Annotated in this window: 24 protein-coding genes and 2 tRNA genes; 18 read left to right on the top strand and 8 right to left on the bottom strand. The window is 51.1% G+C overall.

What is annotated here, in order from left to right; all coding sequences use genetic code 11:
- Positions 1-11: 11 nt before the first annotated feature.
- Positions 12-500, top strand: coding sequence for a hypothetical protein (locus HYT76_08985; GenBank protein ID MBI2083680.1), 489 nt, complete (start codon positions 12-14; stop codon positions 498-500).
- Here the strand turns inward: HYT76_08985 and HYT76_08980 are convergent.
- The 3 genes from HYT76_08980 to HYT76_08970 all read right to left on the bottom strand — a co-directional run bounded on the left by HYT76_08980 (position 497) and on the right by HYT76_08970 (position 2,851).
- Positions 497-1,252 carry a urate hydroxylase PuuD gene (locus HYT76_08980; GenBank protein MBI2083679.1) on the bottom strand — a complete coding sequence of 252 codons (756 nt, stop codon included), beginning with the start codon at positions 1,250-1,252 and terminating at the stop codon, positions 497-499. The two genes, HYT76_08985 and HYT76_08980, sit on opposite strands and share 4 nt — an antisense overlap.
- Positions 1,253-1,346: 94 nt before the next feature.
- On the bottom strand, positions 1,347-2,111 hold the full coding sequence (locus HYT76_08975) for an ABC transporter permease (GenBank protein ID MBI2083678.1): 765 nt from the start codon (positions 2,109-2,111) through the stop codon (positions 1,347-1,349).
- Positions 2,112-2,113: 2 nt separating this feature from the next.
- The gene (locus HYT76_08970) at positions 2,114-2,851 is read right to left on the bottom strand and encodes an ATP-binding cassette domain-containing protein (GenBank protein MBI2083677.1); all 738 of its coding nucleotides are present in this window, start codon (positions 2,849-2,851) and stop codon (positions 2,114-2,116) included.
- Between the two features lie 64 nt (positions 2,852-2,915).
- On the opposite strand from HYT76_08970, the gene surE reads away from it, so the two are divergent.
- The 6 genes from surE (at position 2,916) to HYT76_08940 (ending at position 5,959) form a co-directional block, all read left to right on the top strand.
- Positions 2,916-3,671 carry a 5'/3'-nucleotidase SurE gene (gene surE / locus HYT76_08965; GenBank protein MBI2083676.1) on the top strand — a complete coding sequence of 252 codons (756 nt, stop codon included), beginning with the start codon at positions 2,916-2,918 and terminating at the stop codon, positions 3,669-3,671.
- 6 nt (positions 3,672-3,677) lie between these two features.
- Positions 3,678-4,322, top strand: coding sequence for a protein-L-isoaspartate(D-aspartate) O-methyltransferase (locus tag HYT76_08960; GenBank protein MBI2083675.1), 645 nt, complete (start codon positions 3,678-3,680; stop codon positions 4,320-4,322).
- A 98-nt stretch (positions 4,323-4,420) separates the two neighbouring features.
- A complete protein-coding gene (locus HYT76_08955) occupies positions 4,421-5,005 on the top strand; it encodes a LysM peptidoglycan-binding domain-containing M23 family metallopeptidase (GenBank protein ID MBI2083674.1) in 585 nt (194 codons plus the stop codon).
- A 9-nt stretch (positions 5,006-5,014) separates the two neighbouring features.
- Positions 5,015-5,536, top strand: coding sequence for an adenine phosphoribosyltransferase (locus HYT76_08950; GenBank protein MBI2083673.1), 522 nt, complete (start codon positions 5,015-5,017; stop codon positions 5,534-5,536).
- Positions 5,537-5,538: 2 nt separating this feature from the next.
- Positions 5,539-5,610: transfer RNA gene (locus HYT76_08945), tRNA-Arg, on the top strand.
- Positions 5,611-5,626: 16 nt separating this feature from the next.
- Entirely contained in the window at positions 5,627-5,959 is a 333-nt protein-coding gene (locus HYT76_08940; GenBank protein ID MBI2083672.1) for a divalent-cation tolerance protein CutA, read from the top strand.
- Here the strand turns inward: HYT76_08940 and HYT76_08935 are convergent.
- Genes HYT76_08935 through HYT76_08925 form a run of 3 tightly spaced genes read right to left on the bottom strand, consistent with a single transcriptional unit; the run spans position 5,883 to position 9,723 of the window.
- Positions 5,883-7,025 (bottom strand): saccharopine dehydrogenase, encoded by a 1,143-nt coding sequence (locus HYT76_08935; GenBank protein ID MBI2083671.1) that lies wholly within the window; start codon positions 7,023-7,025, stop codon positions 5,883-5,885. The two genes, HYT76_08940 and HYT76_08935, sit on opposite strands and share 77 nt — an antisense overlap.
- Positions 6,976-8,511: a hypothetical protein gene (locus HYT76_08930; protein ID MBI2083670.1), complete on the bottom strand. Its 1,536-nt coding sequence runs from the start codon at positions 8,509-8,511 to the stop codon at positions 6,976-6,978. The genes HYT76_08935 and HYT76_08930 overlap by 50 nt, the downstream gene beginning before the upstream one ends.
- Before the next feature lie 45 nt (positions 8,512-8,556).
- A complete protein-coding gene (locus HYT76_08925; GenBank protein MBI2083669.1) occupies positions 8,557-9,723 on the bottom strand; it encodes a hypothetical protein in 1,167 nt (388 codons plus the stop codon).
- A gap of 160 nt (positions 9,724-9,883) precedes the next feature.
- On the opposite strand from HYT76_08925, the gene HYT76_08920 reads away from it, so the two are divergent.
- The 11 genes from HYT76_08920 (at position 9,884) to HYT76_08870 (ending at position 20,320) form a co-directional block, all read left to right on the top strand.
- Positions 9,884-9,955, top strand: a tRNA-Arg gene (locus HYT76_08920).
- 144 nt (positions 9,956-10,099) lie between these two features.
- Positions 10,100-10,399, top strand: a complete 300-nt coding sequence (locus HYT76_08915) for an integration host factor subunit beta (protein ID MBI2083668.1) — start codon at positions 10,100-10,102, stop codon at positions 10,397-10,399.
- Positions 10,368-11,219 carry a DNA-protecting protein DprA gene (gene dprA / locus HYT76_08910; GenBank protein MBI2083667.1) on the top strand — a complete coding sequence of 284 codons (852 nt, stop codon included), beginning with the start codon at positions 10,368-10,370 and terminating at the stop codon, positions 11,217-11,219. Before HYT76_08915 ends, dprA begins: the two co-directional genes overlap by 32 nt.
- Complete coding sequence (topA, locus tag HYT76_08905) at positions 11,219-13,492, top strand: type I DNA topoisomerase (protein MBI2083666.1); 2,274 nt, start codon at positions 11,219-11,221, stop codon at positions 13,490-13,492. The genes dprA and topA overlap by 1 nt, the downstream gene beginning before the upstream one ends.
- Positions 13,467-14,291 carry a tyrosine recombinase XerC gene (locus tag HYT76_08900; protein MBI2083665.1) on the top strand — a complete coding sequence of 275 codons (825 nt, stop codon included), beginning with the start codon at positions 13,467-13,469 and terminating at the stop codon, positions 14,289-14,291. The genes topA and HYT76_08900 overlap by 26 nt, the downstream gene beginning before the upstream one ends.
- The gene (gene hslV, locus HYT76_08895; GenBank protein ID MBI2083664.1) at positions 14,266-14,841 is read left to right on the top strand and encodes an ATP-dependent protease subunit HslV; all 576 of its coding nucleotides are present in this window, start codon (positions 14,266-14,268) and stop codon (positions 14,839-14,841) included. Before HYT76_08900 ends, hslV begins: the two co-directional genes overlap by 26 nt.
- A gap of 2 nt (positions 14,842-14,843) precedes the next feature.
- Positions 14,844-16,184, top strand: a complete 1,341-nt coding sequence (hslU, locus tag HYT76_08890) for an ATP-dependent protease ATPase subunit HslU (protein ID MBI2083663.1) — start codon at positions 14,844-14,846, stop codon at positions 16,182-16,184.
- A gap of 9 nt (positions 16,185-16,193) precedes the next feature.
- Positions 16,194-17,072 (top strand): acetylglutamate kinase, encoded by an 879-nt coding sequence (gene argB, locus HYT76_08885; GenBank protein ID MBI2083662.1) that lies wholly within the window; start codon positions 16,194-16,196, stop codon positions 17,070-17,072.
- On the top strand, positions 17,069-18,274 hold the full coding sequence (locus HYT76_08880; GenBank protein ID MBI2083661.1) for an aspartate aminotransferase family protein: 1,206 nt from the start codon (positions 17,069-17,071) through the stop codon (positions 18,272-18,274). Before argB ends, HYT76_08880 begins: the two co-directional genes overlap by 4 nt.
- Positions 18,246-19,139, top strand: coding sequence for an ornithine carbamoyltransferase (gene argF / locus HYT76_08875; protein MBI2083660.1), 894 nt, complete (start codon positions 18,246-18,248; stop codon positions 19,137-19,139). Before HYT76_08880 ends, argF begins: the two co-directional genes overlap by 29 nt.
- Positions 19,136-20,320 (top strand): argininosuccinate synthase, encoded by a 1,185-nt coding sequence (locus HYT76_08870; GenBank protein MBI2083659.1) that lies wholly within the window; start codon positions 19,136-19,138, stop codon positions 20,318-20,320. The genes argF and HYT76_08870 overlap by 4 nt, the downstream gene beginning before the upstream one ends.
- Here the strand turns inward: HYT76_08870 and HYT76_08865 are convergent.
- Together HYT76_08865 and HYT76_08860 are read right to left on the bottom strand one after the other, a co-directional pair.
- Positions 20,307-21,152, bottom strand: coding sequence for a TIGR01777 family protein (locus HYT76_08865; GenBank protein ID MBI2083658.1), 846 nt, complete (start codon positions 21,150-21,152; stop codon positions 20,307-20,309). The genes HYT76_08870 and HYT76_08865 overlap by 14 nt on opposite strands.
- A 25-nt stretch (positions 21,153-21,177) precedes the next feature.
- Positions 21,178-24,150 (bottom strand): hypothetical protein, encoded by a 2,973-nt coding sequence (locus tag HYT76_08860; GenBank protein MBI2083657.1) that lies wholly within the window; start codon positions 24,148-24,150, stop codon positions 21,178-21,180.
- Positions 24,151-24,208 lie beyond the last annotated feature (58 nt).

The raw sequence follows: 24,208 nt of genomic DNA, 5'->3' as shown, positions 1-24,208 counted from the left end.
AGAGGGTGGTTTTGATCTTCGCCTTCACTTTTCTGTTTGGAGGCATTCTCCATGCGGCGGATGGGAATTTTTTGGAGGAATTGAGGAGGAAGCACCTTCCTGCAGGGGCGGTCTATGACGCTACCAAGAGTCAGCAGATCGAGGATATGATGAAATCAGTGACAAAGAAGGGGGGATCAGCGGGAAAAAGGGAGAGGGCCGATAAACCAAAGCGATCTGAACTCTATTATTTCAGGATCAGTAGTAATTTTGAGACTGCGAAGCAGAGGATGACGACGAAAGGGCTTCAATTTGTTGAATGGGATAAGCAGAGATTAAAGAGAGAACAGAAAAAGGGAGCAGGGAAAAATAAATTCAAACCTCTTGAGATGCCTGATTACAGACAGGCAAGCGCTTCAGAGAACAATGATCTTTTTATATTATCCACGCACTTTTTGAATCTAGAGACTCGAGAGTGGCAGAGGGGGGTCAATCTCCAGGTGGTCCATCAGGAGCCTTAAAACCCCTTCACCTTCCCAGCTCTCTTATAGAGATGCATCGTGCCGAACCAGGCGATGGCGATCACCGCAAACAGGAAAATCTTGCTCCCGGAGGCCCAGGTGGTGTGGGCGTTGATCATTGTCCAGATCAGCGGGATCGAGAAGTAGGTATTCTGGCGCGATCGGAGGCCTGCCATCGCAACAAGCTCAGCATCGGGTGCCTGTCCACCTTTTACCGCAGCAATGATCTTTTGTTGAGCCGGCCAGATCCGGAACCAGACGTTGAACGCCATGATCGTCCCGAACATCGTGCCGGTATGGATGACATAACCGCGATACCCAAACCCGGCCCATTCATTCATGAGACAGACGATCCCTGAAATCAGAATGAAACCGACGACGGTCGCGACCTTCTGATTCTTCTTTCCGATCGTTTTGACAAAGGCATCGTAAATAAAAGGGGAGGCGAAGACGACGAGGATCATGATAATGGCACTAAGTCCCCAGCCTTGAGACGGGTCGTCAAAGAGGGTCCCGCCGTGATAGAACACAAGCATTAAAAGAAGAACGCCGGTGACCCATGTATAGGCAGCGCCCCATCGGAACCAGAAGAGGGCACGTGGCATCAGCTCCGGAACGACCTTTTTCTTCGTCTCTCCATCGAGGGTGGCGGCGAAGGGACCATTCACCCAGTTAAAGAAATAGAGATGCCCGATCCAGATGATGCCGGCCACAACGTGAATCCACCGAAAGAGTGACTGTAGAATGTCCATGATTCCCCCTCCTTATATTTAAATAACCCCTATTTCTAAAGTGCTGCGCCATCTTATGGAGGAAGAGTGGAAATTCAAGGAAAAAAACCAATCCTCAAACCAACAACCTCTTCGTCATCCGTTTGATCGACCACCAACAGAGAAACAGGGTGACGACGATGAGCCAAAGGATACTTAAGAAGAGATGGCCGTTGTTATATCCATAGAAAAACGAGCGCGCAAGAACCACCGGATGGTAGAGCGGTAAAATCCAGGCAGATTGCTGAACCCATTCGGGAAGTTTCGAAAGGGGGAAGAAGGTACCGGAGAAGAGGAACATTGGTTCAAGAACGAGTGTGAAATAGTAGGTAAAGAAATCGTAGTCCTTCGCAAACGAGGTCATCAACATCCCAAGGGCGGAAAAGAGGAGGCCGGTGATCATCAGAACCGGTATCAACCAGAGGGCGTTCCAGCTCTCGATATAGCCGAGAAACGCTACCGCCAGAAACATGATTCCCCCTGAAACGAGGCTTTTGGCGCCTCCCCAGAGGATCTCCCCCGCGATCACCTCACGGATACTGACAGGGGTTGCCGCGATCGAGTGGTAGGTTTTCTGACGATCCATTCGGGTAAACGAACTGTAGGTTGTTTCGAACGAGGCGCTGTGCATGACACTCGAACAGATCAGCGCTGGCGCGAGGAATTGGATGTAGGACATCCCTTCGATCGATTCAATGAAGGAGCCAAGTCCATAGCCAATCGCGAGGAAGTAGAGGACCGGTTCTCCGATCGCACCGATAAGGCTGGTCCACCAATAACGGCTCCAGACAACGAAATCTCTGTACCAGACCTTTGAGGCATAGTGGAGGAATCTGATCATCGTTACTCTCGCAACTCTCTTCCGGTGAGTTTCAGGAAGACAGCCTCCAGATCTTTGGTCGCATGTTTTTGAACCAATTCCTGAGGTCTCCCTTCTTCAATAATTTTGCCATGATCCATGATCACGAGTCGGTCACAGAGTTGAGCCGCCTCCTCCATATAATGTGTCGTCAGAATCGAGGTGACTCCTTGTTTCTGAAGCGCCCGGATCTGATCCCACATCGCATGGCGTGATTGTGGATCAAGGCCGGTGGTCGGTTCATCGAGGATCAGGAGTTCGGGTTGGTTCATCAGGGCACGCGCGATCAGGAGTCGGCGCTTCATTCCACCTGATAGCCGGTCCGGCTCACCCTTCGCCTTTTCCTTCAGTTGAAAAAAATTGAGAAGGTCATCGGCCCGTTTCCTTGCCTGGTCCGTTGGCAGATCAAAATACCGCGCATAGATCAGCAGGTTCTGTAGAACTGTCAATTCAGGATCGAGGCTGTCCTCTTGAGGGACGACGCCGGTGCGGCGTTTGATCTCCCGAATTGATTTTTCTACGGAGAGTCCAAAAACGGTCAGCGCGCCGGCTGTCGGAGGGGAAAAACCATAAACCATCCTCATCGTCGTTGTCTTTCCGGCGCCGTTTGGTCCCAGGAAACCGAAACATTCTCCCTTCCTGACTTCAAAAGAGACATGATCAACCGCCGTGATCGGCCCAAATTTTTTGACAAGCTCTTTGGCAAGGATAAGCGATTCCATCTCCAGTGCCGTTATACAAAAAACTTCTTTGAATTAAACAAAAAACCGTGATTGAAATAAGAAAATGAAAAAACCATTAATCCTTCTCTCAAACGATGATGGTTATCAATCGGCAGGGATCGAATCCGTGGCAAAAGTCCTTCGGACACTGGCCCATGTTGTCGTGGTGGCCCCGGAACGTGAACAGAGCGCCTCAAGTCATTCCCTTACCCTTCATCGGCCTCTTCGGATTCGGCACCGGGCGGCCGATCTTTATACGGTAGATGGAACCCCCACCGACTGCATTTTTCTGGCGATTCATCGTATCCTCAAAAGAAAACCGGATCTTGTCGTCTCCGGCGTGAATCGGGGGGCGAATCTGGGCGACGATATTCATTATTCAGGGACAGTCTCTGCTGCGATCGAAGGGGCTTTGATGGGAATTCAGGCGGTCGCCTTTTCTCTGGTGGTTTGGCGTGAAGATAGGCCGTTATGGAACACCGCATCGGAGATCGCCAAAACAATTTGCCAAAAGCTCCTTAAGGATAAACTTCAGGCGGGGATGGTTCTGAATGTCAATATTCCCAATCTGAAGCCTTCCAAGATAGCGGGGATGGTTTTTACGCGTGTCGGCAAGAGAGATTATGGGCAGGTTATTTTTGAGAATCGTGATCCTCGGGGCAGAAAGTATTACTGGATTGGAGGTCATGAGCGGGTCCTCAAGAGAATACAAGGTTCTGATTGCAGCGCCGTTTTGGCTCGTAAAGTCTCTATTACACCGCTGAAGATTGATCTTACGGATCATCAATACCTTTTGGAGAGAGAATCATTGGATTTTTAAATGTCCATCGACTTTGCAGTTGCCAGAAAACGAATGATTCAAGAACAGCTCATCGCGCGGGGGATTCAGGAGGGGCGACTTCTTGAGGTGATGGAGCGGATTCCTCGGCATGAGTTTGTGGAGCCAGGTCTCGCCTCACAGGCCTACGAAGACCGTCCCCTGAACATCGGGCTCAAGCAGACAATCTCCCAACCCTACATGGTCGCCTTCATGACAGAGAGTCTGAATCTGACGGGAGGGGAGAGGGTCCTGGAGATTGGGACCGGATCCGGGTACCAGACCGCTGTTCTTTGTGAATTGGTCAAACGCGTCTACTCAATAGAACGAATGAAGGAACTTTCGAATCGCGCGCGGAGGACACTTTACCGTTTGGGGTATATTAATTTTGATCTCAGAATAGGGGATGGGACGATTGGTTGGCCAGAAGAGGCCCCTTTTGACAGGATCCTCGTCACCGCATCGACCCCTTCTGTTCCTCCTCCTTATCTGGAACAATTAAAAAAGGGTGGATCTCTTCTGATCCCGGTCGGGAATGAGTCCGATCAAGAGCTGATTCGGATCACAAAAAGGGAAAAAGGATTTCAGGAGGAAAAATTAATCGGTTGTCGGTTTGTAAAGCTATGTGGACAGTACGGTTGGAAAGAAGAATGAAAAAAATTCTTTTGGGTCTTTCTCTTTTGATCCTGTCATCGTGTGCGAATGTCTATACGGCCCGTGGTGTCTATCATCGGGTTCAACCTGGTGAAACCCTGCTTTCCGTTAGTGAAAAATATCAAGTTCCGCTTCAGGATCTGGCGGAACTTAATAATATCGAGGATCCGAAAGAATTAAGAATCGGCCGGCCGGTTTTTATTCCAGGCGTCCGCGCAGGCCGTTTCAAGACAAGTCGCTGGAAAAAGAAACAGAAGTCGGCCTCTCTCGTTCCCAGAGATTTTCCTGAAAAGATCGAGGTCGATCATGGACGTTTCTCTTGGCCGATTCGTGGGGATCTCTCATCGGTCTTTGGGGTTCGCAAGGGAAGGCGTCATGATGGGCTCGATATCCGGGCTTCTCGAGGGACCCCGATTCATGCCGCGGCCGCCGGGGAGGTTGTCTATTCAAAAAGGCTCCATGGATATGGGAATTTGATTCTCTTGAAACATTCAAAGAATTTCTTTACGGTCTATGCCCATAACTCGGTAAACCTCGTTAAGAAAGGCCAGAAGGTGGAAAAGAGGCAGGTGATTGGGAAGGTTGGGAGTACAGGTCGAGCAACAGGTCCCCATCTTCATTTTGAAGTGCGGGAGGGGAAAAAACCTCGTAATCCCTTGTTCTTTTTACCAAAAGTTCATTAAGGAGGAAATATGACACCCACGGAATTAAAAAACAAAATTCGCGATATCCCCGATTTTCCGAAGAAGGGGATTGTCTTCAGAGACATTACCCCTCTCTTGTCAGACGTTAAATCTTTCCAAGGGGTGATCGATGCCTTGGCCAAAAGGGCGGTTGGGAAATCAATCGACTATGTCGTCGGTGTGGAATCGAGGGGGTTTATCTTTGCAGCCGCCTTGGCCTATCGGATCGATACGGGATTCATCCCGGTTCGTAAGAAGGGAAAGCTTCCGTACAAGACGGAGACGGTCGAATATGCGCTGGAGTATGGAACGGATGTTTTGGAGATCCATCAGGATGCGGTACACCCGGGGAGTCGGGTTCTTGTCGTGGATGATCTTCTCGCTACCGGGGGAACTGCGAAGGCAACTTGCGACCTTGTCGAGAAGAGCGGGGCCTCTGTCCAGGAGATCGATTTTGTGATTGAGCTCTCTGATCTTCGCGGACGTGATAAATTAAAAGGATACGAGATTTTCTCGCTGGTTCAGTATTAAAAGCCCTCATAGTACAATGGATAGTATGCGAGCCTCCGAAGCTTGAGATGCAGGTTCGATTCCTGCTGAGGGCACAACGAAAATAATTTTATGACAGACTATTACCGTGTTTTGATCAATGCGACCACCAAGGATGAGGCAAAAAAAATTTTACGCCATCTTTTGGAAAAACATCTCGTGGCTGGGGGGATGATTACTGAGGGAGAATCTCAATATTGGTGGAATCATCAGGTAGAGGAAAAGATTTACTATAATTTGTCCGCCTTCACAGTTGCTATGCATCAGAAAAAGATCATTGATGAAACGAGGCAAATCCACAAGGATGAGACTCCAGTCATCGCCTTCTTCAAGATTGATGATGGGAATGAGGATTTTTTGAAGTGGATTGAGGAAAATACCCGATTCGCCCCATCGTCTTTGTAGAATTCCTCTCAAACCAGTCCCGTGCCTGTCTCCAGACGGGCGGCAATTCTTCTGACTCGAGTAGATCTATCAGATGAGGAAGCAGTTGACTGGAGAAGTCAGTGCTGCTCTCCGCCGGAAGGAGAGACGGCAGGTGGTCGATCGCCATCAGATCGAGCGGCGGTGTCCCGGAAATCAGCCGAAGCGTAGGGTTTTTAAAATGAGTTGTCTTCTCATAGATCGGGAGTGGGTTGTTGGGGCTTCCCGCATCACAACTCACATCAGCAATCACAGAGAGTCTTCTGGAACGGCGTTCGAGGGATTGACGTGTGAGAAACGGGGGCTTCTTCTCATTGACAAAGACACAGTTGACGAGGATCTCATAATCGAGAAGCTCCTCAAACGGCCCTCCGCGACTCGTCTCCTCGATATCCCACTGGGTTGTTTTGAGATTGAGTGAATCAAACAGTTCAACAGCGCCCCTCCCTGATCTCCCCTTCGCCCCAATGACAATGATTTGAGGCCTGTTTTGAAGCTGGGATAATTTTTTGGTGAGATCTTTCGTCCATTGATTGGAGGTAAAGGATTTCGAGATAGCGGGATAGGGTTCCCGGAGGTCGCGCTGTTGATGACAGAAGATGTCGAGCCCGAGGGCGGCACCGGCAAACCCGGCCCATCTTCCGAAGGCGACCACGCGTCTTCCCTTATGATCGGTCAGGTACTCAAGATCCAGAATGAGACCGGAACCGTCCTTAAATCTCTTTAAAATGGCATTGGCGCCTGGCTGATTTTTATAGACATGCGCAAAATAGATGTGGGTCTGTTTTATGGGAGAAGGTCCTTCCGGCAACTCCTTGATCCCGAGGATATAGGCATTCGGTGGGGCTGACTGCCAGGAGCCGGCCTCTACAATTTGGCAACCAGCCTTCTGGTATTCTTCGTCATTAAAGATTCTTTCTGCCGATGATTCGACAGTAACAGCGTATCGATGTTCAACAATCCTTGCCGCGTCTGAAGGTGTTAAAGGGGTTCTCCTCTCAAACGCCTTCATCTCGGCCCGGAGCCAAATAAACCCCTTTTTTTTCATGATCGCTGCTCCCCACCCATCGGATTTTCTTGCTTAGGGTCACCAGAAGAAACATAACAGGCAACAGAAGAAAGATTCCGGCCAGCAGGACCCAATAACTCGGGGTGATCCCGGCAATCACAAAGCCCAGCAGTGTCGCAAGGCCTGCCGCTGTCGCATAAGGAATTTGTGTGTTGATATGGTCGGCATGGGGACAGTCAGATGCCATCGAGGCAAGGATTGCCGTATCGGAGATCGGAGAGCAGTGATCCCCCCAGACCCCTCCGCTCAAGACCGCACCGATGGTCACAAGCATCGGAGCGCCGATCTCATGGGCAATCGGAAGGGCGATCGGCATTAAAATCCCGAATGTCCCCCACGAGGTGCCGGTGGCAAACGAGGTGACTGACCCGATCAGAAAGACAATTGCCGGGAAAAGAAACGGCGGAATATCCGAACCGATCACGGTGCTGATAAAACGCCCGGTTCCAACCTGGCCACAAATATCGCCGAGCGCCCAGGCAAGGATAATCATCCCCAGGACGGGAAAGATCCCGGAGAGGCCGGAGAGATAAAGGGGCGTGAGTTTCGTCTTCTTGTCATCGCGTCTGATCAGGACGACACAGACAGCGGTCGCAAACAGATAGGCACACATGATCGTGACACGGATCTTGATACCCGGCAGATTGCCGAGACTGAACCAGTAATAAAGAATCCCTGCCGCTATCGTTGCAAACAGGGTCAACATCGGAATCAAGACGACTCGGGCACGAACCCCTTCATCCGGTTCCGGATCGCCGGTTTTCGCTTCAGGGGCACTCACAAAACGGCTCTGGAAACGCTCCATCAGGGGAAAATCCCAACGCAGAACGACAAACAACGGGATCGCTAAGAGCATCAGGATCGGATAAAACTGGAACGGGATCGCATGAATAAACGTAAAGAAGCTGTTGTCCTTGATGCCGAGCGAATCAAAGGACGACTGGATCAGGCTCGTCGAGTAAATCCCCCACCCAATAAACGGGATCAGACAACAGAGAGGCGCCGAGGTGGAATCGAGGATATAGGCGAGCTTCTCTCGACAAACCTTTGCCTGTCGAAAGAGGGGTTGAAAGATCGGACCCAGGATCAGGCTGTGTCCTGAATCGGTAAAGAAGATACAGAGGCCGCCAACCCAGGCCGCCAGTTGCGTCCGGATCGGTCCCTTGATCGAGCGGCTGACCGACCGGCCAAAGGCGGTGATCGCCCCCGACCCCCGGATCAACGAGACAAAACCGTTGATCAGGATCATCAAGAGAAGAATCTGCGCATTGAAAGGGTCTGCAATCTGGACAAAGATCTCCTTCTCGATCAGAAAGAGGAACCCCTTAAAGAGATTCCCTCCCGACAGGAGAATCGCCCCCAGGAAGACGCCCGAGGCGAGTGACAGCAACACCCTTCGGGTTATCAGGGCCAGTCCGAGACTCGTCAGGGCCGGTAGTATTGAAAGCCAACCAAAATCAGGCATTGTTTTTCCTTATCTTTATTATCCGCTCGTTGACAAACCAATTTTTCAGACAGACTTGCGGACGCTTTTTTCGCCGGTATGGTCATAGGCGCTCTGCCCGATCCGGATTGCGGTCGTGAAGGCATAGCAGGCAAAGCCGTAGGGGGCCAATGAGGCATGCAGAAAAAGAGGGACCGAGGCGATTGTAAAAAGGCCGGCAAAGGTTCCGATAATCGCACTGCCGATATTGTGGAGCCGCTGATCATGGTGAGGATCATTCGGATCGAAAAAATAGTGCCAGGAATTATTTACAATTGAGGTGAGATCAAGGAACGTACGAATCCCCTCGGCCGCCCAAGTCAGGGTGAGTGCGACCTTTCTGACAGGAAGACCGAACAGACGCTTCGAATAGTCAACTGAATAAAACGCGAGCATCCCGTTTGCCTCCGCGACCTGTCCCGCGAAAAATGCATGGGTCGCCTCTTTCCAGACAAATGCATTCCGGAAACAAGTTGAGATTCCGAGTGTAATGTCGCAGGGGACCGAGGCGATCGCCGACATGTTGTCCTCGCCGGTCAAGTTTCGATGCTCTTGCTCGGCCCGGAATGTTGCAATTCCATTAAAGATCCAGGTCGATGACTCCCCCAGACAGACCGCCGCGATCTGGACCCAAAGGATCCCGAAGGCGAGTTTTGAAGAACGGTTGAAAATCGCAAGCGAGAGTCCAATGCCATAGGTGGCTGCCGTAAAGATATTTGCGATCGCGGAGGATGAATCGGCATAGATTGCAACCTTTTGCCGGGTAGTCGTATTTTCCGGCGTGATCTCTCCCATCGCGTTGAGATCGACTCCGAGCCGTCTTACGTGGGCTCCTCCAGAGATGATGACACCGAGGATCTTTCCACCCATTCCGATCTGTTCAAGTCGTACTGGATTACTGCGTATCGATTCGGGTGGACCGTTATTGAGCCAACGCATGACCGGACTGCTCGTGTGGGGAGAGTAAAGGAGGCGATTGAGGCGGCCGACCCAGTTGTCTCGAAGATCGATCAAGCCCCTTGGATCCCCCGAATGACGGATCGCACTGAACTTTGGCCAGGTGAAGTCTCCTTTTACGAAGTTGCCAACGACATCGATGGCACCCTTGAGTTCCAACCGCCCCCTTTTGGCCTCGACATAGGGGGACTGTCCTGGGAGGTAGGCGCCACTATCTGGATCGACAGGAGAGACCATAATTTGTCAGCTCACCTTTACTATCGGCAGTTTAATCGGCAGTTTTTAAAAAAAGTTTCTTTTTATTCTGCAACTGCGGAATTACAAGGGATATGTCGAACCTGATGAAAAAAGGTTGTGTGGTGAAATCACTTGCAGTAAAAAAATAACATCGCCATTTGCCCCCTTAGCTCAATGGACAGAGCAGTGCACTCCTAAGGCAAAGATGGCAGTTCGATTCTGCCAGGGGGCACAAGAAAAACGGCCGACCGGAAGGGAGGCTGTTTTTCTTCTTCTATTTTCTATTTTTTAATTCCTTGACCTTGACACATCTTCCCAGGGATGTTAAATTTCCAAATAATTCTAGGTAATTACGAGACTCAAGGGGGAGGTGACCATGAATAAGTCCAGTTTGATCGAAATTGTCGCTGAAAAAACAAAGATACCGAGGAAGAGGGCAGAGGATGTCGTGAATCTGATCTTTGACTCGATGGTCGAGGCGATGAAAAAGGGTCACCGGATTGAAATTCGTGGTCTGGGGAGCTTCATCGTAAAGGATTATCAATCCTATACCGGCAGGAATCCAAGGACCGGGGAGTCGATTCAAGTAAAACCAAAAAAACTTCCTTTTTTTAAGGTGGGGAAAGAGCTCCGGGAACGGGTGGATGGCAAAAAAACTGGAACTATCAAATCCTGATTACCCCAAAATTCTCCATTCTATAGAGAATCCGCCACCAGAACTTTGGGTAGAAGGAGATCTTGCGCTTTTCAATCAAGGGACCAAGATAGCCTTGGTCGGAAGTCGAGAGCCAACGGTGTATGGGAAGAAAACTGCCTTCAGGATCGCGAAGGAGTTAGCGGAGAGGGGAGTGATTGTTGTGAGTGGACTTGCGTATGGGATCGATACAGAGGCCCATCGCGGGGCGCTGGCAGGAGGCGGAAAGACGATTGCGGTCTTGGGTTGTGGAATTAATTTCCCGTATCCGCAGAAAAACTTGGGGTTGAAGCAAGAGATTATCCGTTCAGGAATTGTGATCAGTGAGTGGCCCCCGGAAACACCTTCTGCAGACTGGACGTTTCCCCAGAGGAATCGGATTATCAGTGGACTTTCTTCAGCTGTTGTGGTTGTGGAGGCAGCCGAAAGGAGTGGGGCATTGATCACAGCAGAATGGGCCTTGTCTCAGGGGAGGGAGGTTTTTGCTGTTCCCGGCAATATTGATTCTCCTGTCAGTGCTGGGACCAATCGCCTGATCCAGAATGGAGCGACTCCTCTGCTCTCGACGGAAGATCTTTTTCAAGAACTTAAACTTCCACTCTCGAAAAAAACTTTTGAAGAGACGGTTTCTTCTCCGGAGGAGAGGCAGATCCTGGACCTTTTGGCAGAGGCTCGATCGGTCGATGAAATTGTTGAGGCGACAGGTCTGGTCATTGAAGACCTGAGCTCACTTTTGATTCATATGGAAATTGACAAAAAAATCCGTTCCCTGCCGGGCGGACGGTATGAGAGGGTTTTGTAATGGCTAAATCGCTTGTGATCGTCGAATCGCCAACGAAGGCCCAGACGATCGCGAAGTATTTGGGGAAAGGGTATCAGGTAAAGGCCTCCGTCGGTCATATCAAAGACCTGCCGAAGGGGGAGCTTGGGGTTGATATCAAAAATCAGTTTTCCCCCACCTATGTTGTCCTGGCCTCCAAGAAAAAAGTGATCAAGGAGATCCAGACCGCCGCTTCGAACGCCGATCATATCTTCCTTGCCTGCGACCCGGACCGTGAAGGAGAGGCGATTGCCTGGCATCTGGCTGAGGAACTCCAGAAAAAATTGAAGAAAAAAACAATCCGTCGAATTTTGGTCCATGAAATCACCAAAAAGGCGATTCAAGAGGCTTTAACACATCCAAAAGAGCTCGATAAAAATCTCTATGAGGCCCAACAGGCACGCAGAATCCTTGATCGGATCGTCGGATATCAGATCAGCCCTCTCTTGTGGGATAAGGTGAAAAGGGGGCTTTCTGCAGGGCGTGTTCAGTCTGTCGCGGTTCGGCTCGTCTGCGAGCGGGAAAAAGAGATCAAGGCGTTCAAAGCGGAAGAGTATTGGAGTCTTGATTTTTCTCTTCAGGGAGAAAAACCACCCCCCTTTCTCGCACGCGTCATTAATTACAAAGGGGAAAAACTGGCGATCTCGAATGCCGGAGAGGCGAAGAAGATTGAAGCAGAGGTTCGTCCTTCGAAGTTAATCCTGGGAAAGGTGATCAAGAAGGAGCGCCGTCGGCACGCCCCGGCCCCTTTCATTACCAGCCGTCTCCAGCAGGATGCCTCCCAAAAGCTTGGGTTCAGTCCGAAAAAGACAATGATGATTGCGCAACAGCTCTACGAAGGGATTGAGTTGGGTGAGGAAGGACCGGTCGGTCTCATTACCTATATGAGGACCGATTCGACACGTGTCTCAAATGATGTCATCAATGAGGTCCGAGATATTATTGCCAAAAAATTTGGTAAAGATTTTCTGCCGGAGGGGCCTAATTATTTCAAAAACAAAAAGGCGGCTCAGGATGCCCATGAGGCGATTCGGCCGACATCGCTCGATCATTCCCCGGAAAAGGTCCACTCTTTCTTAAGCAAAGATCAAATAAAACTCTACGACCTGATCTGGAAGCGATTTCTCGCCTCCCAGATGGCTTCCGCGGTTTTTGATCAAACGACATTTGAAATTCAATCAGGGGACTACGGCTTACGCGCAAGCGGATCGCAGATTAAATTCCCCGGGTTTCTTGCCGTTTATCAGATCGATCGGGAGGTCGATCTGAAGGAAGGAGAGGAAGAGGCGGAGGAAGGGATTCTTCCGGATCTTGCGGAAGGTTCCTCTCTCACGATTCTCGATTCGAAACCGGAACAGCATTTCACCGAACCACCGCCCCGATTTACGGAGGCCTCACTCATCAAGGAATTGGAGGAAAAAGGGATCGGTCGTCCCTCCACATACGCTGCCATCCTCTCCACGATTGTTGATAAACAGTATGTGAAGAAGGAGAGGAATGTCTTCTGCCCAACACAGCTCGGCGGGATCGTGAATGATCTGCTGGTCGAAAGCTTTCCGGAGATTTTGAATGTGCAGTTTACCGCTCAAATGGAGGAAGAGCTCGATGAGGTCGAAGAGGGGCGCCGGACTTATGTCGAGACGCTGAATGATTTCTACAAACCTTTTGAAAAAACCTTGGCGCGGGCGAAGATTCACATGAAGGATATCAAGCGTCAGGAGATCAAAACCGATCTTTCTTGTGAAAAATGCGGTAGTCCGATGATGATCAAGTGGGGACGACGTGGTGAATTTATCGCCTGTTCGAATTATCCGGAATGTCGCTACACGCGTGAGTTTGAGCGAAATGATTCCGGAGATATTACGCTTCTCAAACTTGAGGTCACGGGTGAATTTTGCTCGACCTGCGGCGGGCAGATGATCATCAAGTCGGGAAAATTCGGTAAATTTCTCGCCTGTTCGAATTACCCCACCTGCAAGACGACGCGAGCCTTGTCGATCGGGATCAACTGTCCGGACTGTAGCGGGAAGCTTGTTGAGAGAAAAACAAAGCGGGGGTTGTCTTTTTATGGATGCATGCAGTATCCCAAGTGTAAATTTGCGACGTGGGATCGGCCGATTAACGAACCCTGTCCCACCTGTGGATCGGCATTTTTAGTTGTTAAGAGAAAGAAGAGTGGAGATGAAATCCGTTGTCCGAAAAAAGGATGTGATTACACAAAATCATCGGATGCCCAGCCTGCTGATACTGTTTGAGAAACATCTTGCTCAAAAAGGATACTCGGCAAACACCATTGCCAGTTATCATCATGACCTTCGGCAACTCTTTTCGTTTCTGAAAGAAAAAGATTTGAAGAAGGTGGATCTTATCACGCTTCGGAGTTTTATCTCCTCCCTTTACCAGGGCCGTCAGGCGGTGAGCATCGCGAGGAAGATCTCGACGTTGAAGGTTTTTTTCCGTTTCCTCGTGAAACAGGGGATTTTAAAATCATCTCCGGTCGCTGAAATTTCACTCCCAAAGATTCCGACAAAGATCCCGAATGTGATCTCGGTCGATGAGGCGTTTCGATTGGTCGAGGGGCCGGCAGGGAAGAGGGATCGGGCGATTCTGGAGCTTCTCTATGGTTGTGGGCTGCGTGTCGGAGAGCTGGTTCGACTTAAAAAGGAGGATGTCGATCTTAGGGAAGGATGGGTCAAGGTTCTCGGAAAGGGAAATAAAGAACGTCTTGTCCCGATTGGAAGCAAGGCACATGCTGCCTTGGAGGATTATTTGTCATCGAATGAGGGGGTTGAGAAAGGAAAGTTGTTTCGATTGACAGCCCGCTCTATTCAGAGAATGGTAAAAAAACGCGGTTTAAAGGCCGGGATGCTCAAGAAGGTCACCCCCCATACCTTGCGTCACAGCTATGCGACTCATCTGATGGAGGGGGGGGCGGATCTCCGGGGGATTCAGGAACTTCTGGGACATGCGAGTTTGTCGACGACGCAGAGATATACGCATGTGAGTTTGCAACAATTGATGGAGGTTTATGATAAGGCACATCCAAAGGCTTAAATCCCCCCCGAAGGGTGAGATTTTAATTCGGAGCACGACAGTTCTTGCTGTCCTGCGCGATGGAAAATTAGCATTCGCCGCGGACGGGCAGGTCTCTGTTGGGAATACGATCTTGAAGGCAAAGGCGACAAAGATTCGTACCATGCGGAACGACACCGTGCTTTCCGGTTTTGCCGGATCGACGGCCGATGCGTTGACACTCTTCGAAAAATTTGAGGGAAAATTGGAAGAGTATAATGGCAATGTCGTTCGCGCCTCTATTGAATTGGCCAAGGAGTGGAGAACAGACAAGATGCTGCGTCGGCTTGAGGCGCTTCTGTTGGTGGGGGATCGTTCAAAAATCCTGACCATTTCCGGGAATGGGGATGTGGTGGAGCCTGATGATGGCGTGGCGGCGATCGGCTCGGGTGGACCTTACGCGCTTGCCGCTGCCCGTGCGATGCTTCGAGAGACGAAGCTAAATGCGCGTGAGGTTGCCGAAAGATCCTTGAAGATCGCCTCGGAAATCTGCGTATTCACAAACGAAAATATCACCGTCCAGGAGATTTAGGGATGAATTCAGAATCATTAAGAAGTTTTACCCCTCGCGAAATCGTCTCAGAATTGGACAAGTACATTATTGGCCAAAAAGAGGCGAAGCGGGCGGTGGCGATTGCGCTTCGAAATCGCTGGCGTCGCCAGCAGGTTCCGAAAGACCTTCGCGACGAAATCGCCCCCAAAAACATCATCATGATCGGACCAACTGGTGTCGGAAAGACCGAAATTGCGAGGCGACTTTCAAAACTGGCAGGGGCCCCTTTTGTGAAGGTAGAGGCCTCGAAATTTACCGAGGTTGGCTATGTCGGAAAAGATGTGGAATCGATGATTCGGGAACTGACGGAACTGGCTGTAAAAATGGTGCGTGAAGAAGAGCACGAGAGGGTTGCGGTCAGGGCTCAGGAGGTCGCCGAGGAGCGGGTTCTTGATCTCTTGACGAATATGGCGAGTCGTCGAAATGCCGATCCTGTTCTTCTGGATCAGGACCTCCGGTCTCTTCTTCGCGCAGGAAAACTCGACGAACAGATGGTGGAGTTGGAAATCTCCTCGCAACCTTTGCAGTTGGTCGAGATCGTTTCCTCGGGGGGCTTGCCGCTCGAAGAGATGGGAATGAATCTCAAAGAGATGTTCGGCAATTTGATGCCCAAAAACAAAAAGAAGCGGAAGGTTCGCCTGGGAGAGGCGCTCAGGATTCTGACTCAAGAAGAGAGCTCGAAGATGATTGATATGGATAATGTCATTCGAAAGGCGATCGAGCGCGTGGAGCAGAATGGGATCGTTTTTTTGGATGAGATCGACAAGATCGCCGGGCGTGAGGCGGCGGGGCGGGGGCCCGATGTCTCTCGTGAAGGGGTTCAGAGGGATATTCTCCCGATCGTCGAAGGATCGACCGTCTCGACAAAATACGGAATGGTCCGAACCGATCATATCCTTTTTATTGCCGCCGGGGCGTTTCATGTGTCGAAACCTTCGGATCTGATCCCGGAGCTTCAGGGGAGATTTCCGATCCGGGTTGAGCTGAAGTCGCTTTCCAAAGATGATTTTTTAAGAATCCTTGAAGAGCCGAAGAACTCACTGATCACGCAGTATATTGAACTCATGAGAACGGAAAAGTTAAACCTCGAATTTACCCATGATGCTGCGGAAGAGATCGCGAAGTTTGCGGTTCTCGTGAATGAAAGGACTGAAAATATCGGCGCGAGGCGTCTCCATACCCTGATGGAAAAGGTGTTGGATGAAATTCTCTTCGCTGCCTCAGAGATGTCGAACCAAAAGATCGTGATTGATGGTCAGTATGTCCGTAATCATCTTTCCGAAATTGTCAAAGATGTTGATCTCTCTCGATATATTCTTTAATTAATCTCCATGCAGGAACTGATCCAAAAAGCCTCCATTCTCATGGAGGCGCTGCCTTACATCCGTAAATTCTATGGCAAGACCTTTGTCATTAAATATGGCGGGGCGGCGATGACCGATGACCGTCTCAAGGAGAGTTTCGCTCGGGATATTGTGATGATGGACTTTATCGGAATGAATCCGATCATTGTCCATGGGGGGGGACCCCAGATTGGTGAGGTTTTGAAAAAGATGGGGATTGAATCGAAGTTTCACAACGGGATGCGCATTACCGATGATCGGACGATGGATGTCGTGGAGATGGTTCTCGCGGGTGACATTAACAAAGAGATTGTGAGTCTCATTAATCATAATGGTGGCAGGGCGGTTGGTCTTTCTGGAAAGGATGCCGAACTGATACGGGCCGAGCGGCTGACTGGGAAACAACCGGTGGCGGATTCTCAGGCGCCAGAGTTGATTGATCTCGGACGGGTTGGGCGGGTGAAAGCGATTGACCCCGGGGTTCTCACCACACTCGATCAGGGGCGCTTTGTTCCGGTGATTGCCCCAATCGGTGTCGATGAAACCGGTCAGGCTCTCAACATCAACGCCGACCTCGTCGCCTCGGCCGTCGCTGAGGCCTTGAAGGCGGAGAAGCTTGTTCTTCTGACAGACGTCGAGGGGGTCAAGGATTCAAAAGGCGTTCTTCTCTCAACGCTCAAGCGAAACGAGGCGATTCAACTGATGGAGCAGGGGGTGATCTCCGGTGGAATGATCCCGAAGGTGGAGTGTGCGCTGGAGGCGTTGGCACAAGGGGTCAAGTCGGTTCATATTATTGATGGTCGTGTCGAACATGCCGTTCTCCTTGAAATTTTTACGGATAAAGGTGTCGGAACGGTGATTTCGTGAAGACAGAAGAGATCATTGCCCTTTCCCAAAAATACCTGATGAACACCTACAACCGTCTTCCGATGGCGCCGGTCAAGGGGAAGGGGGCGTGGCTCTGGGATGCCGATGGGAAAAAGTATCTCGATTTTGTCTCAGGTCTCGCTGTCTGCAATCTTGGTCATAGCTATCCCAAAGTTCTCTATGCGATTGCACGTCAGGCGCGAAAACTCCTGCATGTAAGCAATATCTATCATATCGACCATCAGGCGGAGCTTGCCGAGCTTCTCGTAAAAAACTCGTTCGCCGACAAGGCCTTTTTTTGCAACAGCGGCGCCGAGGCGAATGAGGCAGCGGTCAAGCTTGCGCGGAAATATGCGCGGAAGGTCTTGAAGCAGGATCGATATGAAGTGATCACGATGCGAAACTCGTTTCATGGTCGAACACTCGCGATGATCACGGCGACCGGTCAGGAGAAATTCCAGAAGGATTTTGAGCCGCTGGTCCCCGGTTTTCGGTATGCCGATTTCGGTTCGATCGAATCACTGGAAAAAACGATCACTCCCCAAACAATCGCGGTGATGGTGGAGCCGATCCAAGGGGAGGGGGGTGTTCGGATCGCCTCGCCGGACTACTTCAAGTCGCTTCGAGATTTTTGCAATCAACGAAAACTTCTCCTGATTTTCGATGAGGTGCAGGTGGGTCTCGGGCGGACCGGGACCTTGTTCGCCTACGAACAGTTCGGGGTGACGCCCGATATGATGACGTTGGCGAAGGCGCTTGGTGGGGGACTTCCGATCGGCGCGATGCTGGCCCGAGACGGAGTCGCCGAGGCGTTCCAACCGGGGGACCACGCCGCGACCTTTGGGGGAGGACCATTTGTGACAGCGGTCGCCTGTGAGACGGTTCGGTCGATCCTGAAGGAAGGGGTGCCCAATGTAAAATCACTTCAGGGATACCTCCGCTCCTCTCTGGAGAGGCTTGCGAGGGAGTTTCGCTTCATTCGGGAGGTGAGGGGGGTCGGCTTTATTTTAGCCTTGGATCTCGATCGCGAGGCGAGACCGTTGGTTGTCAAATTTTTAAAAGAAGGTCTCTTGCTCAACGCCGTTCAACCTCAGAGCCTGAGGCTGCTGCCCCCTCTCATTATCAAGAAAAAAGAGATTGATACCGCCCTCGCAATCATGAAAAAGGTTTTTAATGAAGAAAGATCTGCTCACACTTCTTGATTTAACCCCGAATACCCTTGAGCAACTCCTCAAAAGGGCTCTTGTCCTCAAGAAGGAAAGGAAAAGGGGACATCTGCTCTATCGTTTGCGCGGAAAGACGCTCGCGATGCTTTTTGAAAAATCCTCGACACGCACCCGGGTCTCTTTCGAGATTGCGATGAGAGAGTTAGGCGGAGGGACAGTGTCTCTCGAGAGGGGAAGTTCGCAGATTGGCCGGGGAGAGAGCTACGGAGATACCGCCCGTGTCTTAAGTGGTTATGCCCATGGAATCCTGATCCGCACCTTTGGGCATTCTATTGCGGAGGAGGTGGCGCGTGAGGCATCGATTCCGGTCATCAATGGCCTCACCGATCTTGCCCATCCGTGCCAACTTCTGGCCGATCTCCTGACGGTTCGCGAATACAAAAAGGGGAAGGCAAAGGTCGCCTATGTTGGCGATGGAAATAATATGGCCAACAGCTGGATCCATGCAGCACAACGACTCCAGTTTCCTCTCGCCATCGCAACACCGAAAGGTTATGAACCTGCCGCTGAGGTGATAGAAAAAATTCCAGGGAGATCAACGATTGTCCTGACGAATGACCCGATCGAGGCGGTTCGTGGGGCCGACGTGGTCAATACCGATACCTGGTTTTCCATGGGCCAGGAGGTGACGGAGGAGAAGAGGGAAGTTTTTCGACCGTTTCAGCTGAACAGCACTCTTTTGAATCATGCCAATAAGGATGCGATCGTACTTCATTGCCTTCCGGCCCATCGCGGCGAAGAGATTACCGATGAGGTCATGGATGGCCCGCAGTCACGGATTTGGCAACAGGCTGAGAATCGGCTGCATGTGCAGAAAGCGATATTGGAGATGTTGTTATGAAGGTTGTTTTGGCCTACTCCGGCGGTCTCGACACCTCGGTCATTGTTACTTGGCTGAAGGAGACCTATTCCTGTGACGTGATTGCGTTTGTTGCTGACCTCGGTCAGGGAGAGGACTTTGGGGCGATCCGACGCAAGGCGCTCAAGACAGGGGCGTCGAAGGTAATCGTCGCCGACCTGAAGGAAGAGTTTGTCCGGGATTATGTCTTCCCGATGCTTCGGGCCAACGCCGTCTACGAGGGGGGGTATCTTCTGGGGACCTCCATTGCGCGTCCCCTGATTGCCAAGAGACAGATCGATGTCGCGATCAAGGAAAAGGCAGAGGCGGTCAGTCATGGCGCGACAGGGAAGGGGAACGATCAGGTCCGATTCGAGCTGACCTACTATGCCTTGAAACCTGACATTAAAGTCATCGCCCCCTGGCGTGAATGGAAATTTAGATCGCGTACGGATCTCATCAACTATGCTGCAAGAATGAAGATCGGGATTCCGGTGACCAAATCAAAACCGTACAGCTCGGACCGGAATCTGTTCCATATTAGTTATGAAGGGGGGATTTTGGAGGACCCCTGGAAGGCACCCCCTGAAAATATTTTTGTCATGACCCGAAATCCGGAGTTGTCTTCTCAGAGACCGACGGTCGTGGAGATCGGTTATAAAAACGGGAATCCGATCACCTTGAATGGAGCCCGGCTGACCCCCGCAAAGCTCCTGGCCAAACTGAACAAACTTGCCGGCGACCACGGGATCGGACGGGCTGATATCGTCGAGAACCGATATGTCGGGATGAAGAGTCGCGGGATCTATGAAACACCGGGTGGAACTGTCCTCCATGCCGCCCACCGTGCTTTAGAGGGGCTCACGCTCGATCGCGAGGTCATGCACCTGCGTGACTCTCTGATGCCACGTTATGCGGAGCTGGTTTATTATGGTTATTGGTTTTCGCCTGAAAGGGAGGCACTGCAGGGAATGATTGATGAGATTCAAAGACCAGTCACGGGAACGGTTCGTCTGAAACTTTACAAGGGAAATTGTATCCTCCTCGGTCGTAAGTCACCGAACTCACTCTACCGACAGGATATTGCGACGTTCGAGAAAGACGCCGTCTACAATCAGCGAGACGCGGAGGGATTTATTAAACTGAATGCGCTCCGATTGAAGATTCACCCTAATAAAAGATAGCCTTCAAGGCCGATTCCAAATCCGGATACTGAAACTGAAATCCCGCTTCTGTTAGTTTTTTCGGGACCACCCTCTGCCCGGTGAGCAACATCTCCGACATCTCCCCCAAGAGAAGTTTCAGGACAAAAGAGGGGACAGGAAGAGAAGAGGGGCGCCCAAGAACCTTTCCCAGTATTTTCGCAAATTCTTTTTGACGGATTGGTTCCGGCGAGGTGACATTGACAGCTCCTGAAAGTTTTTCGTTCTCGAGTGCAAAGAAGATCGCATGGATGACATCCTCACGATGAATCCAGGGGAACCATTGATTACCGGAACCGATAGGGCCACCGACGAAGAATTTAAAAGGAGGGAGCATCTTCTGTAAGGCCCCTCCATCCTTTCCGAGCACGACACCGCATCGGAGTCTCACGACACGAACGTTATCCTTTTCCGCCTCCTGGGCCGTCTCCTCCCATTCCCGACAGACCTCGGCCAGGAAATCATATCCCCTTGGTGATGACTCATCGACAGGGACCTCCTTCGTGTCGCCGTAATAACCGACCGCCGAGGCGTTGATCAGAAGCCTCGGTTTCTGGCTCGTCTTTCCGATCGCTGTAATGATCGCTCGCGTGGTATCGACGCGGCTCCTTCGGATCTTTTCTTTTTTTTCCTTCGTCCAGCGTTCGGCGATCGTCTCGCCGGCTAAGTTGATGATGGCGTCGGTGCCGTCGGGGCAGGCAAAGTTTGGAATTTGTTGTCTTGTTAAAAGGGTCACCTCATGACCCTTCTCAAGAAGCTTTTTGAGAAGCGGTCGCCCAATAAAACCGGTCCCGCCGGTAAGCAGAATTTTCATAAAACAATCTCTTTGGGTTTTTCTACTAAGGTTTCTTGACGGGCCATTTTAACTTGAGACCAAGCCTCTCCTCGAGAAGGGTTGTTGGGGTCAGTGCGAGAAGTTTTGCCATCAGATCAGTTCCAACCTCGCCTTCAGTGGGTGGGGCGTTCAGATCTAATCCCAACACCTCGAGATCGCTCATTTTGGGTTGAATAGCCGGATCCTCACTGAGTTTTGATACCCCTCTATCAATCAAGGCACGAATAAATCGGTCCGGTTCATCCACCATCTCACCGGCCGCTTTTCCTGGTTTAGGTATTCTCCTGTCAACCGCTTCCAGACAGAGATGCCGTCGTAAATCTTTTATCCACTCCTGTACCTTTTCATCACCCCAGCTTGGTCTTTCAGAAATCCCGAGAAGACGGGTCACCTCTGCCGCTACCTCACGATCTTCTGTATTGAGGAGCTTGTTTCCGTGAGAGAGAAGTTGATCGGACCAAGTCTCAACATCACGGATCCCAATTCGTTTGGCGATTGCATCATCATGGCGAAAGTTCCTCCTTCCCCTGATAATATCATCGGCAATGCTCCTCTGGCGCGAGGGCTGGATCGCTGCCCACTCAACATTTTCTCTTCTGGCAACCATCTCTGCAAGGATCCTATCTGATGGAATCTCAGGGCTTATTTGATGTTGGTGTCGCAAGACCAGATCCATTCGGTAGTCCATCGGGACATCGAGAGGGGCAAGCGGCATTGTCCGATCGAGATGCGCCCGGAGTCCTCTCCTATAAACGTCAGCGGTCGCAACGCTAAACTCCCCCTCGGTCTCCCATGGATTGTGATAACCGAAGGGGTACTCTGTGACCTCAACATGTCGATTATCGCCGGCAACCATCCTCCAATATTCAACATGCCGAGGTGTTGCCGACATATATTCTGAATCGAGCCTTCCCCCCGTTATCCAGACCGGGACCTCGACATCGGCAAGGGCAGTTGGGGAGGGGTCCCCGAATGCCGGGTTCCAGGCGATATCGTTTTGGATCGGTATCGATTGTGAGGGATCGGCCCAGGCTGCCTCGATCTCATATCCGTGCCGTTGACGGGCCAACTCTAACCGAACGAGGTATCTCTGGCGTTTCATCTCCCTTGCATGGACCCCCTCGGGTCCGGTAAGATCGCGACGTGTTTTTCTCAATACCTTAAGGCTGTCTTCCTTCAGTGCCAGTAGCTCATCTCTCCTCGGACCGGTAATTTTAGGTTCGAAAAGCTCGACCCTCGCAATTTCCGCATCAAGCGCTGCGATTTCTCGTGCAACCAAGTCTCCCCCTTCTGAAAATCTTGTTGTGATCTCGTGGTACTCTGCCGCACCAAATCGCGTCTCACGGCTCCCTCCGGGGAAAGGATGAACCTCTGGTTTTCCAGCCTTCGGTCGGCAGAAAGTCCATTGGTCATCAAGCATTTGAATATTTTTGGCTCCCGCTTCATTTCTCGGAGTGAGACCAGCGGCATGAAGTTCTCCCAAGATATCAAAGCAGGTATCCGACCAGGCAGGGGCATAGGGGCTCATGGCATGGATAAATTTGATGCGTTGATCTCGATCCGCGCCTTTTCCATAGCGTACCGCATACTCCAGGACGTCGTTCCCGCCTAAACTCCGACCAGCAAGCCCAATCTGATCTCGAAACTCCGGGAAATAGTCCCCGGCACAATCGATGATTCTTCGGAACCACTGCATCTTATGGTCGAGGTTATCAAAATCGGCTGTTGCCGGCCCATATTCATGAAAGGGTTGCGAGGGGATGACCACCTGAAAGCCTTGTTCATGGTACCAGCCGGCCGCCTCAATCAATGACTGAGGGGTCGATCTTATTGTGGAACCTCCATGGAGTAGAATAACAACTCCTCTTGGGCGAAGTACCTGTCCTGGCGTGCTGATAGCGACTGTTCCGCCGATCCTGGGGTCATAAACCTGTCTGAATCCAGCCTCCCATGCGCCGAAATCATGACCCGTGAGAAATTTCGGGGACCTCGCCTTGACCGCGGCCCTCGGCATGTCGATCAGTCGAACCGGTCCGTCGGCTGTATTTAAATGAAGCTGGGCCTCAAACGCCGCTCGTAGAGAGACAACGGTCTCAGTCCTTAAATTTTTATCGGTTTCAAAGGCATGCCTTGGGCGTGAAAAATCTCCTCCCCCTTCCTGCATAACAATCCGGACAATTTCAGGCGGTAGCCCCTCGGTCCCGGCAGCAACAGAACCAGCCCCTTCCGTTAAAAAGGTATGTGGGGGAGTTGGGTCGCTTCTCTCAATACGAGGAACGCTGGCACTCTTCCCCCCGACCATCGCGGTCGCCAAAGATGGGCCATATTGACCAGAAAGAAATTGGTTCGCAGCAGCAGAAAGCGCCTGGCGTGTCTTTTTGTCCCAACCAAAAAGATAGGTGATTGTTGCCTGCAGTGCAAAATTCCCGACTCCCGCCATATCGAGTCTTTCTCTCTGAGTCAGATCAGCTCCTGAAATCCCGATGCCGGCGGCATCAATCGTCATCCCAGCGATCATTGTTAAAAACTGGAAACCGGGGACCCGGCTGAAAATTGCTGAGGCGACGATCGTTCCCCCCCCAAAGATACCGCTCCATTGATAGAATTGATCCTGGGTCCGGTTCTCGCTTGAGTCATTAATAAGTCTCTTGTGTGCTGTCAGGGCCCCATGAGCCATCGCAAAGAACCCCGCGACCATCGCTGCTATCTTGAGACGTCCAAAACCAACGCTTCGTGCGAGGGTTGCTTCTGTCTTGAAGAGGCCTCCGATGCCGGAGAGGAGGTTGGCCCGGGCGTAATTCTCAGAAAAATATCGGGCTCTGGTTGAGGCATGCAGGAATCTTGATTGAAGGGTAGGGGCGTATCGTTCATACGCCATGACTCCCGCTGAAAAGAGACCGGCTAATGTCGAGAGGCTTGTGAGAAACGCCCCCTCGTCTGAGTTTCCTTGAGGAGCCTGAGGCCGGTTAATGGCCATACTGGTTGCTTTGTCGCAATTTTAAAACAAAAGTTGCTTGTCTTTTTCAAAAACTTGA

This window comes from Deltaproteobacteria bacterium (genome assembly GCA_016180845.1).
Taxonomy (GTDB): domain Bacteria; phylum UBA10199; class UBA10199; order JACPAL01; family JACPAL01; genus JACPAK01.
This window is presented reverse-complemented; position numbering and strand designations above follow the sequence as displayed.